We start from the raw sequence: 14383 nt of genomic DNA on the forward strand, positions 1-14383 counted from the left end.
TCATTTGTGTTGCTGCTTTTCAAAAATCATGTCCCCAAAATGTATGTATGATTTTAAAAGAAGATACTTTAAGGTTTGTTTTTACTGTCAGAGTGCGCTGAAATATAATGCTGGCGCACATTTCAGATTTAAAAAATGATTACTTTGGCCGAAGAAATTGAAAAGTAATTCTATTTTTGCATCTCGCAGATTAAAAAATGTTCCATGAACGTGTTGCTACGGCTATCACTACTGATTGTTCTCTTTGTTCAGTTATCATTCCTGCAAACGACTTTTGCACAGGACACACCACCAAAGAATACGCCATCCGAGAATGGATATATACAGCAGGGCATTACGGGCAATGCTGCAACATTACAATTACTCGGTATCAGTCCCATTCAGGCAAAAGCTCAAAAGAAAGCTACCACCACAACTACTGATCAGTCGGTAGTTCCGGCTGGAACTGGTACTGTTCTTCCTTCCGATGTGGCTCCAAAACCTGTTACAACTCAGGTAGCTGCACCTATTGTTGCCGTCACCCCTGATACTATTACAGTCTATCGTGATTCAACTTTACTGCCTGCGTCAGAACTATATGGATACAGCTTTTTTCGCAATAAAACATTAAACATGTTTGACCGTGCACTTGACGGACAGGCTGGAGGTACCTATATTATTGGAGTGGGCGACCAGGTTGGTATTAATGTGTGGGGCTATTCAAGTTTCAGTGGTTCTTATACCGTCGATCAGACCGGATCTATCTTTCCTGAAGGAGTTGGTAAAATTTATGTGAAAGGATTAACACTTGATAAGGCAAAAGCACTCATACGCAGTCGTTTTGCTACGTATCTTGATATGCCGAATTCACAGATTGAAGTAACTATTATTTACTCAAGGGTTATTGGTGTAAACATAGTGGGTGAAGTGTTTAATCCGGGCACGTATTCCATTCCTGCTTTAAATACGGCTTTTAATGCTTTATTGGCTGCCAATGGCCCAACAGATCTGGGATCATTACGCAAGATCTACATCAAACGCCAGGCGCAAACCGTTAAAACGCTTGATGTGTATGCTTACCTCTTAAATCCAGGTGCTTCAGACGATTATTTCCTTCAGAACAATGATTACATTTTTGTACCGCCTATCGGGAAAACGGTTTCCATTACCGGTGAGGTGAAACGACCCATGAAGTATGAGTTGATAGAAGGAGAAGATCTTACAACGCTTATCAATTATGCAGGTGGCTTAACTCCAAAAGCATACACTAAATCGGTACAGGTAAAAAGATATGTAGGCAATCGCCTGAATTTGTTTGATGTTAACATTGATAGTCTGACACGGATTAAAGGCAAATATGAATTGTACAGTGGTGATGAAGTTTTCATCAGCACTATTCCAAGTCAGCTCTACCAGTTTGTGAAAGTGAGCGGAGCAGTAATGCAACCGGGCGAGTTTAATTACACAGAAGGATTACGTATCAGTGACGTTCTGTCGAAAGCGCATGGATTACGCGGAGATGCTTTGAGTGACCGTGCGTATTTGATTCGCAAGAATGAAGATATGACCTCAGCATATATTCCCTTTAATCCTGCTAATATTATCAGTGATTCAAGATCTATTGACAACCTGACCTTGAAAAACCTGGATGAAATCTACTTTTACGACAAAACCACCTTCATCGATTCCGTATCGGTATCTATCAATGGTGCAATCCGGTTGCCTGGAAAATATCCGTATGCAAAAGGAATGACCTTGAATGATGTGCTCTATACGGCGGGTGGTATTAAATTGGAAGCGGCAAACACTAAAATTGAAATTTCGAGATATAGAGGCGATAATGGTAAATCAGCACCACAACAAAAAGTGGTGGCTTCTTTTCCAATCGATTCTTCATTGATGATTGGTACGGATGCACAAACATTTCTCCTTGAGCCTTATGATATTATTTTTGTTCGTTCGCTGCTTATGGGCGAATCTCCAGGTATGGTGAGTATGACCGGCGAAGTAATTTATCCGGGTGATTATTTAATGAACGATAAAGAAGAAAAAGTCGTGGATGTAATCAATCGCGCAGGAGGACTTTCTCAATGGGCAAATGTTAATCAGGCTACACTAGTACGGGCTGAAGATGATCGCGGTATCATATTTATGGAATTGGAAAAAGCCATGAAAGATCCGTCAAGTGAATACAACTTTATTTTACGCCCGGGAGACGTAATCAATATACCTACCACAAATGACCTGGTAAGTATTACAGGAATGATTAACTATCCTTATGCCGATACGCTTGGACTTTTGAATGCACCTTATCATGAAGGTCGCCGCGCAAAATTCTATATCAAGCGTTACGGGCTAGGTTTTGCGAAAGATGCGGAACGTGTACGTACCTATGTGATTCAGCCGGGCGGGACTGTAGAAGATCCTCGCCGCTGGACGTTCATCCGTAAATATCCGAAAGTTGAAAAGGGAGCTTATATCGTAGTGCCATTCACTCCGCAAGCAGATCCTTCAGCAATACCATTGACGCCTGCTGAACCGTTTGATGTTAACCAGTTCATCGAGAGTGCGATGATCAAAATAACAGGACTGCTGACATTGTATATTCTTGTAACCAGAATAAATTTCTAACAGAAAATTTTCTCGCCTTCATGGCTCAGGATAGTTATAAAATACAACCCGCTTACCAGGACGATGAAGAAATTCATTTAGGGCCATTATGGACAGGCATCAAGCAATCTTTCTTTTACCTGCTTAGAAAGTGGTATTTGATTTTGATTTGGTTGTTCGTTTTTGGAGGTCTCGGTTTGTTGTATGCATGGTGGTACGGTACTAAATATATCGCTACCACAAGTTTTGCTATTCAGGGTCAGAGTGCTTCCAGTGGATTGTTGAGTTCATCACTTTCCATTGCTAATTCTTTGGGTTTGCAGGGTTCAACAGGGAAGGGAGGAGGAGGATTTGACAATAAATTTTTTGCCAGTCTCATTCAATCACGTCGGGTCATTAAAGAATCGCTGTTGCTGGAAGGGATGATGAATGGGAAAAAAGATCTTATGGCCAATCATTATATAGAACTATATAAATGGCGAACAGGTAGCTTGTTGCACAAGGGATGGAATGCGAGTCCTATACTTAAAGATTTCAAATTTGTTCCCAAGCCGCTTGAACAAATGAATCGCCTGGAAGACAGTGTGCTTAATCTGATTTATCAGAGCATCATCGACAATAATCTTACGATGGAATACGATGAATCGAGTCCTTTTAATACAGCAACTTTCCTTACCAGGAATTTTGATTATTCCATGAACATGATGAAGCTGATGGTTGACAAGTCGGCGAAATACTTCATTGAGGATGTTTATGAGTTGAACCGCAAGAACCTTGGTATTGCGGATAGCCGTGTGGATTCTTTGGGTCGTGCACTTAAGTCGCTCGATTACCGTGTAGCCAATATGCAGGATGTAACCAACAACCTCATCCGTCAGAAAGGGAAAGTTGGAGTAACGGCCGCAACCCGTGACCGTGATTTATTGAATCAGCAGTATTCCGCAGCGGTAAACAATGTGGAGTTGGCAAAAGTGACCATTTTAACTACCGCGCCTATTTTACAGGTAGTTGATGATCCAGTTTTCTCTACTACTGCTTCCTTTGTTTCAAAAGTTACTGCCTTTATTATCGGTGGAATTATAGGAGTTTTCCTTGGATCCATATTTACCCTCGTTGCCCGCACTGTTTCAGAATCCAACAGGAAGTTTTTGGAAAGACAACAATTGCGTGAACAAAATAACCAGAATACAGCAGCCTGATCCATTCTGCCGTGTGGAATTTCTTAACAGGAAATAAAAATAAACAGCCAGCTGTTGTTCAACCACTAACCGTTGATCTGCATTCTCATTTAATTCCTGGAATTGACGATGGCGCACAAACAGAAGCGGAATGTTTGCTGCTGCTCCGCGGAATGGCTGATCTTGGGTATAGCAAATGTATCACTACTCCCCATTGCTATCCTGGTTTTTATAACAACACACCTGCTTCCATTGCTTCAGGACTTGCGCGTTTAAAAGCTATCTGCGTCGAGCAGACTATTTCATTGCAGGTAGAAGCAGCTGCAGAATATTTCTTTGATAACACTTTTTTTGAAATAGTGGAGAAAAATGAATTGCTATGTTTCGGTAAGCAATATGTGTTGTTTGAGTTACCTTCAAACAGCCGTCCGGCCATGATTGAGGAAATAGTTTTTAAAATGAATCTGAATGGCTACCAACCGGTGCTGGCACATCCTGAAAGGTATCCTTACTTTCATGATAAGAAAATGTATGAGTATCAAAAACTCAAAGACCACGGGGTGTTGTTTCAGCTTAACCTGATGTCACTCACCGGTTATTACAATCCTGGCATCCGTGCTGTTGCCAGAGATTTAATACGTCATGAAATGGTTGATTTTGCCGGTACGGATATTCATAAAGAAAAACATCTGCCTGTATTGCACTCAGTACAGCAGGACCATTACTATTTGCAGTTGCTTTCATCAGGGAAGTTGCTCAATAACACTTTATAGCCTCAGTTGGATTTTTCAGTTTGACTTACTGATGATCGTTTTCCCAATTTCCATTAATTTTTGTTCTGTGGAGAGAGAGGCATATGACAAATTTCTGTTCTTTTCGTGCGCCGGGCAATCAATAAAGTAAATACCTGACACAGAATCACGGAAATGCACGGCGCATTATAACCTAAATGGATTTTGTATTGCATGGAAGAAAATCTCATTCCGTCGCCACAAATTCTTTGTTACATTTGCCGCGCAAAAAAATCCAAACCCTATCCGATGAACGACATTGATATTCATAAAATAATAGACATCGCTCACAAAGCAGGAAACGAAATCATGGTAATTTATGCCCAGGATTTTACTGTAGAGCTTAAAGGAGATAATTCTCCGCTTACCATGGCTGACCAAAAAGCGAACGGCATTATCGTAAGCGCATTAAAATCTTTATATCCTGAAATCCCTATCATCTCGGAAGAAACCAAGGTGATGGCCTATGATGAACGGAAGCACTGGACTGAGTACTGGCTGGTAGATCCTTTAGATGGCACCAAAGAATTTATCAAGAAGAATGGAGAGTTTACCGTGAACATTGCTTTGATGAGTAATGGCGAACCTATTCTCGGTGTAGTGTATGCACCGGCAAAAAACCAATTGTGGTATGGTGTAAAAGGCAAAGGCAGTTTTAAAATCAATGAAGACGGTTCAGAAAGTAATTTGCAAAAAGGCGCCAACTGGCGCGACCTGCAAAAAGTAAATGTGGTGGGAAGCCGTTCACACATGAGTGATGAAACATTGCAGTTTGTTGAGGAGTTGAAGCAACAAGGCAAGGAAGTGGAGTTTGTATCATCAGGAAGCTCTTTGAAATTTTGCCTGGTGGCCGAGGGCAAAGCCGATGTATATCCTCGTTTCGGTCCAACGATGGAATGGGACACTGCTGCCGGTCATGCGGTAGTGGCTATTGCCGGCGGAAAAGTGCTGAACTGGGAAACGAAGCAACCCTTACAATACAACAAAGAGAATTTACTCAATCCGTTTTTTATTGTAGAGTTCTGATTATTGTTTTTGTTTTTTGCCAACAGTCTATTCTTTAATGTTGCGAATTTTGTAGTTGGTAACCCTATTTGTTTTGTGCACTCACATGCTAACTTGCCTGGTAAATGTTCGTGTAATTTCACTCTCAAAAAAATAGGGACACATGAACACAATTTTGATTGAGCCTAAGAACAAAAAAGAAGAAAAACTTTTGAGTGAGTTATTTCAAAAGTTGGGCATCCGTTTAAACCGGCGGAAGGAAAAATATTATCGGTCCAAAGCGCGCTCAACACTCCTTTACTCCTTCTTTTTATCCAATCCAGTTCCATCACTCCTTTTCCCTTCCCAAGATAATTTTTACATTTGCGCGGCTTTTTAAAACGCAGCAAACAGAAAACAGCACTCCGGCGCAAGGGAACATATGGTATTTAACTCGTTCAGTTTTTTATTGTTTTTCCCGCTAGTAACCCTCATCTATTTTTTGCTTCCGCATAAATACAGGTGGTTCCACCTCCTGATGAGCAGTTGCGTGTTTTACATGTTTTTTATTCCCATCTATATCCTGATTCTGCTTTTTACAATTGTAATTGATTATTTCGCAGGAATTTGGATCGACCAGGCTAAGGGAAAACGCAGAAAAGCTTACCTGCTCATGAGTATTATTGCCAACGTTGGTGTGCTGGCTGTCTTTAAGTACTACAATTTTTTTCTGGGAAATCTCAACTGGCTTACCGATTTGTTTGGTGTTCAGCTCGATATTCCATACCTGAATATTATTCTCCCGATAGGTCTTTCATTTCACACCTTTCAGGCGATGAGCTACACGATTGAAGTTTATCGTGGCAACTTTAAACCGGTTCGCGACTTTGGCATCTACTCGCTTTATGTCATGTTTTATCCGCAACTGGTAGCAGGCCCGATTGAACGACCGCAGAACCTGATTCACCAGTTTTATGAGAAACATGAGTTTGACTACGACCGCGTGGTGTCCGGATTGAAACTGATGCTGTGGGGTTTATTTAAAAAAGTAGTGGTTGCCGATCGTTTAGGAGCTTATGTAGCCAATGTCTTTAATTTCCCACACCAGCACGATGGCGAACCGCTTACTTTTTGGGTGGCTGCATGGTTTTTCGCTATACAACTTTACTGCGATTTTGGAGGCTACAGCGATATGGCCATCGGTTCGGCCCGTGTGATGGGATTCACTTTAATGACCAATTTCAGACGTCCTTATTTAGGACAATCAGTTGGTGAAGTATGGCAGCGATGGCACATCTCACTTACTACCTGGTTTGGTGATTATGTTTTTAAACCGTTGGGAGGGTATAGGAAAGGAAAATGGAGAGGAATTTTTAACCTCGGAGTATTAATGTTTTTAGCCGGACTGTGGCATGGTGCCAATTGGACATATGTGTTGTGTTTCCTGGTATTCTTCATCTTCCTTGCTTCAAGACTCGTGATTAAAAAGCAGATCACCGCATTCGACAACCTGGTGTATGGTATTCATCCATTGTTTGGAAGAGTCGTTGGCACTATCATGGCCTTTCATTGCGGCATCTTCTCTTACATCTTTTTCCGTTCGCCAACTGTGAGTGATGCCTTGTATTATTACGGACAAATGTTTAGTTTCAAAAGCACAAAATTTTACAACGGTGATGCTTCCACCTTGTGGTATGGAATGTTTGGAATTGTTTGTCTTTTCCTGGTGGAAATTTACCAGGAAGACTGGACGAAGGATAAGAATGCCATCTTTCCGGAACCAAAGAACAGAACACTTAAATACCTTTTTTTCGCAGGAGTCATTTCACTCATTTTGTTAATCGGAGTTTTCGATGCCAGCCAGTTCATCTACTTCCAATTCTAACCCAATGAAGATTTCTTCAAACAGGTTATGGATTTTCTTCCGCAACGGATTGCTGTTGTTGCTGGCCATCATTGCATTCGATCAATTGTTTGGAGCGGTATTACACCGGATGTATTTTTCGCAAAAAAACGGACCTGCTGCAGAAACCACCTTCACCTTCACTAAAATGAATCAGGATGTCATCATCCTCGGTTCTTCGCGCGGCAGAAGAAACTATAATCCTCAATACATTGCAGATTCTTTGGGAATTTCCTGCTATAATGCGGGTCATGATGGTCAAACTATCTTTTACGAACAGGCAATTGTTAGAATGGCACTCAGTCGCTATGCTCCTAAACTGGTGATTCTTGATTTGAATCCTGAAGAAATGTATTACAAGGATGTACATTATGACCGGCTGAATGTACTTGCACCCTATTACCAGGATTATCCGGAGGTGCGCGATATTTATTTACTTAAGGGAATTCGCGATCGAAAACAGGCAGGCAAAATTCTCGTGGGACCTTCCGAATCTGTTGCTTCAGCTTTTTGGATGACGCACGGCGCAATGGAAGAATATGTGATACCAGTAAACGCGGAACGTTTTAAAATGCTATCAATGATATACCGCTATAATTCTTCCTTACTTGATATTCTTACGGGTATTTTTAAGAACAGGAAATCAGATGCCGGTTTTAAACCATTGAAAGGAGTGATTTCAAAACAAAAGGCAGATGAGCTGATCAAAGAGAATGCAAAACTCAGGAACGAAAAAGGTAAAATGGTAGATCCGGAAAAAGTAAAGGGTTTAGAAGAAATATTCACCACGCTTGCAGCCAAAGGGACGAAGGTATATGTGAGCATGTCGCCTGCTTTAGCACCGTTTGCGATGGAACCTTCTTATCAGGCTATTCAGGAAGTGTGTAGTAAATACAACATTCCTTTTAAAGATTACAGCCAGGATCTGCAATACAATAAGCTTGATTACTTCTTTGACAATCACATGAATAAAGACGGCGCGAATTTGTTTTCACAAAATCTTGCCGGCGATCTCAGGAAACTCATTTCAAATCAATAAGAATTGTTTTGAAACCAATCAATATAATTGTTACATCGCTTACCCTTCGGCTGCGCTCAGGGTGCGCTTCTGGCAAAGCCGAACCCTGAGCGCAGCCGAATGGTGTTCCAAAGAGCATTTGTAAAAAAATTAATTGATTAATCATGGGAGATTCTAAGAGAAGTATTAATAATATTTTTACATCTAAACAGGATAAAAACAGTCACCACAATTCATCATCAGCTGTAAGTGCCATTTGAATCTAAATCGAACGGTGAATAAGGTTGTGTTTCTAATTTAATTGAAAATGTCATTACCCAATTTCTTATTAGTAGGAGCAGGAAAATCGGCTACACGGTCGCTGTACAATTATATGATACAGCACCCTGATGTATTTATGCCTAAAGTGAAAGAACCGCAGTTTTTTGTTGCTGCTGAAGTTCAGGACCGCATTCAGAAATGGATAGGAGACTACGATCAATATGTAAAGTTGTTTGAAGGTTCCAAAGGAAAGAAGGCGATTGGTGAAGCAAGCGTGATGTATCTCTTTTTTTACAAAGCGGCCATTGAAAACATCAAACAATATCTGGGCACCGATGTTAAAATTCTGATGATATTGCGGAATCCTGTTGAGCGTGCTTATTCGGCATACAATTTTGTGCATGTCAATAATCCTGATGAGAAGTATTCATTTGAAGATGCACTCGCACTGGAAGAAGAACGGTTTGCGAATCATTCCACCCTGTTTATGCAGTATAAATCGATGGGTTTATATGCTGATGCGGTGAAGTCATACCTTGAAAATTTTAAGAATGTGCACATCATGTGGTATGATGAATTCAGAAGTAACCCGAAAGAAGTTTTAGAGGGTGTTTTTAAATTTCTGGAAATAAATCCTGATGTTACTATTGATTACACAAGGCAATGGAATAAAGGAGGAAAGAAATGGAAAAATCCGGTGTTGCGTTGGTTATTCATGTCAGATAATATTTTCAAACAAGGGTATAAATTATTTTTTCCTAAGCGGAAAGGCGTAAGGACGAATGAATTTTTTACCAAAAACTTTATGGAAAAAACCGAACCCATGAAACCCGAAACACGTCAGCGGTTGATCGAGTTTTTTAGAAATGATATAGCTAAGCTTTCAAAGGTTACCGGTCGTAACCTGGAGAACTGGCTTCAATAATATTAAAGATATCTTCACTACCGTATGAATAACACAGACGATAAAGCAATGGAAGGGCAGGAGCAAAAGTCTGGGGATAAAACTCAACACCATGAAATTGTAAAAGGTGGTGTTTCGGCCTTTACTACGCGTCTTGTGGGAATGGGATTCAGCTACCTGTTCACTTTTCTTATTTCAAGGATGTATGGTGCTGCAGGAAATGGATTGTATAACCTGTCGCAAAGTCTGATGACCTTCACAGCCAGCATTACCAAGTTGGGCAGTGATACATTGATGACGCGTTATGGGGCGCAATACAAAGCGCAGAAAAAATTTGGATGGATCAAAGACCTGTACAATAAATCTTTGATGGTTTCTGTGCCGCTGGCATTGGTTTTTACCATTGCGCTTTATTTTCTTTCGCCATTGATAGCAACCGTTGTATTCCAAAAAGATGATCCCGATGTTACCAGGGCATTCAGAATTGCAACCATCGCCTTATTGCCGGTAACCATCTTCAACATTTCCAACGGTGGATTGCGGGGCTTAAAGAAGATCAGGGTTTATGCATTGCTTCAAAATGTAAGCAATTTTTTCTTCGGCTGTATTATCATCTCCGTGCTGTATTTTGTTACGGATGATAAGGTGGTGCCTGTTATTACCTACGTGTCTTTTGTTACCATTGGAGGAATATTAAGCGGTTATTTTTTCCTGAAATATTCAAACTATGCTTCTACGGATGTGGAAGAGGGACTGCAGTTCAATGAAAAATTCCTGATCGGCATATCGCTGTTCGTAGCGTCATTGGCCTCACTGGTTCGCGGATATGCTGATACCTTTATTCTGGGACGATATGCCTCTATCGAAGATGTCGGCATTTACAGGAATGCATTTAAGGTGGCCACCATTACCCGCATTGCGCTCACTGCCTTTCTGGTACCGGCAGCACCTAAGTTTGCTGAATTATTTTCACAGGGAAAGATTAAAGAGCTGGGAGAATCAGCCCAGTTCGCCACTAAGATTATTTTCTGGTGCTCAGCACCTATCCTGGTAGCTGTTATTTTATTAGCGCCCTTTATTATGGGAATTTTCGGCAAAGAATTTCTTGCAGGCACCGAGGCGCTCATCATTCTTTCTATCGGCCAGTTCGTTAACGCAGCTACGGGCCCTGTCAGTAATATTCTAATGATGACCGGTAAACAGAAGCTCAACCGTAACCTGATGGTTATGACAACCGTGCTTGCCATCATTCTTGACCTGATCATTATTCCACGTTACGGGATTATAGGTGCAGCTTGCGTAAATACATTGGGGATTATTATCATGAACCTGATTCCTTTCTTCCTGATAAGGTATTATTACGGATTTTATACGCTCGACTTCACTGATCTTTTCAAGGTAAATCCAAAAACATTTATCAGGCAGATTCGGCAAGCGCTCAAGCCGGAAAAAAAGAAGAAAGGCGACAATGGCGAGAAAGAAAGTGCTGTGGAAGATCAAACTGGTAGCTTTGAGTAGTTAGTAGTGAGTAATGAGTAGTGAGTAGAAAGTTGTGAGTCGTTAGTCCTGAGTCGTTAGTAAATAATCATTGGCCATTTGTCATTGAGTCATTGCATCATCAAACAATTCAAGCATCAAACTATTGCACATCGAAGTATCGGCACATAGGTACATTACTTCATCGGCACATCACTTGTTCATACTTTATACTTCTTACTTCCTCCACCTTTCCCTTTTTGTTACATTTGCGGTTTTCCAAATAAAAACGGACTGTGCAGATGGCAGTACCCAATTTCCTGTGTGTGGGCGCTCAAAAAGCAGGAACAACTACACTTTACGAAATTCTTAAACAACATCCTTCCATCTTTCTCCCTCAAAAGGTGAAGGAAACGAAGTTTTTTGTGTACGAAGAGAAGTATGCAAAAGGCGTTAAGTTTTATGAGCAGGCGTATTTCAGCGATTGCAAAGATCAAAGTGCAATTGGTGAAGTGGATCCTGCAATGATGTATGAAGAGAATGCTGCTCAACGCATTTTTGAAACTTTGGGGGACAAGGTTAAGCTCATTTTCATTTTCAGAAATCCTGTTTCCCGCGCTTATTCTCATTACCTGATGTCAAAACGAAAGGGATTTGAAGAGCTTTCATTTGATGAAGCTATTGCCACTGAAGCAGTACGGTTGAAAGCAAATCCTTCACAAAAATTTAATTTTAGTTATTTAACCCGCGGTTACTATACTGAACAGGTGAACCGTTTCAAAAAATATTTTAAAGAAGAAAATATGCTTTTTCTTGTTTTTGAAGATGACTTCATCAAAAACAGGAATGAAACATTTAACCGGATCCAGGATTTTCTGGGTGTGAAACGTGCAGCATTAAATCTTCAGATCAAAAGCAATGAAGCTGCTGTACCAAGGAATAAGGCGGTGCATGAACTTACCAGGAAAAAAAATCCCGTACGGAATGTTTTAGGTATGCTCTTGCCTTCCGGCGCAAAAAAGTGGTTGCAGCGTTTTATCGCGAAGAAGAATTCAGCAACCACCGAAAATGCTAAGCTTGATAAACAAAAAGAAAAGCAACTCATTGATAAATTTTTCATCAACGATATTCATCAGCTCGAAAAATTAATTCATAGGGATTTAAGTACGTGGTATGGTGGGGGCGAATTAAGAATTAAGAATTAAGAATGGTGAATAGTGAATAGTTAATTGGAGAGATTGAACCAATGAACAATAATCAATCACCACTAATGACTAACGACTTTTTAAAACATGACTGATAAAAACGTCTGGCCGAATTTATTGATCGTGGGCGCTGCAAAAGGCGGCACCACCACGCTTCACTATGCGCTCGATCAGCATCCGCAGGTTTTTATGAGTAAAAAAAAGGAGCCCGGTTATTTTGCCTGGCCTGAAGAAGAGTTGACCTTCATCAACAATGGAAAGTTAGTGACGAAGCCGCGTTTCCTCGTCAATCATTTAAATGATTACCTCGCACTGTTTGCAGATGGAAAAGATAAAAAAATACGTGGCGAGTCATCTACAACTTACTTGTACTTCTACGAGAAAACAATTGCCAACATCCTGTGCATTCATCCTGATCCGCAAAGCGTAAATATTGTGATGGCTTTGCGTAATCCCGTCGACCGTGCTTTCTCACAATACATGCACAAGCTTCGTGATGGCGCTGAATCGCTCGATTTCGAAGCAGCTTTAAAAATGGAAGTGCAACGCAAAGCTGAAAACTGGCATTTTGATTATCAATACACAGAGCGGGGCTTATATTACAAGCAGGTGAAGGCGTATCTTGAAAATTTCAAAAAAGTAAAAGTATGCCTGAGTGAAGACCTGCGCAAAGATCCTGAGGAGTTGGTGCAATCACTCGAAGATTTTTTGGAAATTGACCGCATACCGCTCGACTTTGGTGATGAGTTGAATGCAAGTGGTGAACCTAAGTCAGAGGCGTTGAATAAATTTTTGAAGAAGCCCAATCCTGTAAAGAAATTTCTTGGCAACCTGTTGCCCAAAGAGCTTCGCCGGAAAATGCGGTTGAAAGTGCAAAGCACCGTTTACAAATACAACCTTGAAAAAAAAGAACTGAATCCGGAAACGCGGTTGGCTTTAAAGAAAATCTACAGGGAAGATATTTTAAGACTGCAGGATCTCATTAAACGTGATTTGGGAAGTTGGATTAACTGATCTGGAAAGCACAAAAAGTTTGAATGAAAAATTATTTACAACCCGGTAAAGCGTGGGTTGATTATTAAAAAAATGACCTGCATAAAAAGACATGATAACGAATAATACAAGACAAAATAACAAGCTCCCGAATTTTTTCGTGGTGGGCGCTGCAAAGTCCGGAACCACTTCTTTGTATGAATATATGAAGATGCATCCGCAAATCTATATGGCACCGATCAAGGAAACGCACCATTTCTCCACTGATATTGACAATACAAAATTCCGCCCCAACTATGCGAGGTCACTTAATAAAGACCTTTCAAAATTTTTGGAAACGGATATGAAGGAGGGAATCTTTCATGCTTTTGTGAAAGATGCGGACCAATATGCAAAGTTGTTCAAAAATGTAAAGGATGAAAAAGCAGTCGGAGAAATCACCAATTCGTATTTGTATTCTCATGAAGCAGCTAAAAATATCTTTAAAAAATTTCCGGATGCCAAAGTGATCATGATGCTGCGCAATCCTGTTGATCGTGCATTCAGTCATTACCTGATGGATCTTCGCATTGGTTATGAAACAGATGATTTTATGACTGCCCTGAAGAAAGACATGGCACGCGACCCGAAAGGGTGGGGAATTTCCAATTTGTATGTGGAGATTGGCATGTATGCCGAGCAGGTGAAAAGATTCATAGAAATTTTTCCTGAGCGGCAGCGACGCATTTATCTCTTCGATGACTTTAAAAAAGATGCTGGCGCTGTGGTGAAGGATATGTTTTCCTTCCTGGGCGTTGATCCCAATGTGCATATAGATTATTCACAAAAGTTTAATCCTTCTTTTATTCCCAGGAATAAACTCATTGGTAAATTAAACACACAGAAGAAAGTAAAGGATTGGCTGAAAGGCATTCTCCCTAAATCGGTAAAATCAAAATTCAAGAAGACATTTTATACTGATAAGGATTTGCCAAAGATCACGGCGGTAGAACGCAAGTTCCTGGTCAACATTTTTCGTGATGATGTGATGAAGCTGGGGAAGTTGCTGGGAAGGGATTTGAGTGGATGGGTGAAGTGAGAA

11 protein-coding genes are annotated in these 14383 nt (G+C 40.6%); all 11 read left to right on the plus strand.

Features of this window, described 5'->3' with window-relative positions; genetic code table 11:
- The first annotated feature begins 204 nt into the window (after positions 1-204).
- A complete protein-coding gene (locus IPO83_10670; protein ID MBK9731729.1) occupies positions 205-2610 on the plus strand; it encodes an SLBB domain-containing protein in 2406 nt (801 codons plus the stop codon).
- Between the two features lie 20 nt (positions 2611-2630).
- On the plus strand, positions 2631-3788 hold the full coding sequence (locus IPO83_10675) for a hypothetical protein (protein MBK9731730.1): 1158 nt from the start codon (positions 2631-2633) through the stop codon (positions 3786-3788).
- 11 nt (positions 3789-3799) lie between these two features.
- A complete protein-coding gene (locus IPO83_10680; GenBank protein MBK9731731.1) occupies positions 3800-4540 on the plus strand; it encodes a hypothetical protein in 741 nt (246 codons plus the stop codon).
- Positions 4541-4807: 267 nt separating this feature from the next.
- Complete coding sequence (gene cysQ, locus IPO83_10685; protein ID MBK9731732.1) at positions 4808-5584, plus strand: 3'(2'),5'-bisphosphate nucleotidase CysQ; 777 nt, start codon at positions 4808-4810, stop codon at positions 5582-5584.
- A gap of 400 nt (positions 5585-5984) precedes the next feature.
- On the plus strand, positions 5985-7427 hold the full coding sequence (locus tag IPO83_10690; GenBank protein MBK9731733.1) for an MBOAT family protein: 1443 nt from the start codon (positions 5985-5987) through the stop codon (positions 7425-7427).
- A 4-nt stretch (positions 7428-7431) separates the two neighbouring features.
- Positions 7432-8484: a hypothetical protein gene (locus tag IPO83_10695; protein MBK9731734.1), complete on the plus strand. Its 1053-nt coding sequence runs from the start codon at positions 7432-7434 to the stop codon at positions 8482-8484.
- Between the two features lie 286 nt (positions 8485-8770).
- Positions 8771-9649, plus strand: coding sequence for a sulfotransferase domain-containing protein (locus tag IPO83_10700; protein ID MBK9731735.1), 879 nt, complete (start codon positions 8771-8773; stop codon positions 9647-9649).
- A 24-nt stretch (positions 9650-9673) separates the two neighbouring features.
- Complete coding sequence (locus IPO83_10705; protein ID MBK9731736.1) at positions 9674-11146, plus strand: flippase; 1473 nt, start codon at positions 9674-9676, stop codon at positions 11144-11146.
- Positions 11147-11406: 260 nt separating this feature from the next.
- A complete protein-coding gene (locus IPO83_10710; GenBank protein ID MBK9731737.1) occupies positions 11407-12309 on the plus strand; it encodes a sulfotransferase domain-containing protein in 903 nt (300 codons plus the stop codon).
- A gap of 87 nt (positions 12310-12396) precedes the next feature.
- The gene (locus IPO83_10715) at positions 12397-13323 is read left to right on the plus strand and encodes a sulfotransferase (GenBank protein MBK9731738.1); all 927 of its coding nucleotides are present in this window, start codon (positions 12397-12399) and stop codon (positions 13321-13323) included.
- A 91-nt stretch (positions 13324-13414) separates the two neighbouring features.
- A complete protein-coding gene (locus IPO83_10720) occupies positions 13415-14380 on the plus strand; it encodes a sulfotransferase (protein MBK9731739.1) in 966 nt (321 codons plus the stop codon).
- Positions 14381-14383 lie beyond the last annotated feature (3 nt).

This window comes from Chitinophagaceae bacterium (assembly GCA_016717285.1).
Classification (GTDB): Bacteria; Bacteroidota; Bacteroidia; order Chitinophagales; family UBA10324; genus JACCZZ01.

Bases quoted from the DNA above. Each gene is read 5' to 3' on its own strand.
- IPO83_10670 (MBK9731729.1), top strand. From the start codon at position 205: ATGAACGTGTTGCTACGGCTATCACTACTGATTGTTCTCTTTGTTCAG.
- IPO83_10675 (MBK9731730.1), top strand. From the start codon at position 2,631: ATGGCTCAGGATAGTTATAAAATACAACCCGCTTACCAGGACGATGAA.
- cysQ (MBK9731732.1), top strand. From the start codon at position 4,808: ATGAACGACATTGATATTCATAAAATAATAGACATCGCTCACAAAGCA.
- IPO83_10690 (MBK9731733.1), top strand. From the start codon at position 5,985: ATGGTATTTAACTCGTTCAGTTTTTTATTGTTTTTCCCGCTAGTAACC.
- IPO83_10695 (MBK9731734.1), top strand. From the start codon at position 7,432: ATGAAGATTTCTTCAAACAGGTTATGGATTTTCTTCCGCAACGGATTG.
- IPO83_10700 (MBK9731735.1), top strand. From the start codon at position 8,771: ATGTCATTACCCAATTTCTTATTAGTAGGAGCAGGAAAATCGGCTACA.
- IPO83_10705 (MBK9731736.1), top strand. From the start codon at position 9,674: ATGAATAACACAGACGATAAAGCAATGGAAGGGCAGGAGCAAAAGTCT.
- IPO83_10710 (MBK9731737.1), top strand. From the start codon at position 11,407: ATGGCAGTACCCAATTTCCTGTGTGTGGGCGCTCAAAAAGCAGGAACA.
- IPO83_10715 (MBK9731738.1), top strand. From the start codon at position 12,397: ATGACTGATAAAAACGTCTGGCCGAATTTATTGATCGTGGGCGCTGCA.
- IPO83_10720 (MBK9731739.1), top strand. From the start codon at position 13,415: ATGATAACGAATAATACAAGACAAAATAACAAGCTCCCGAATTTTTTC.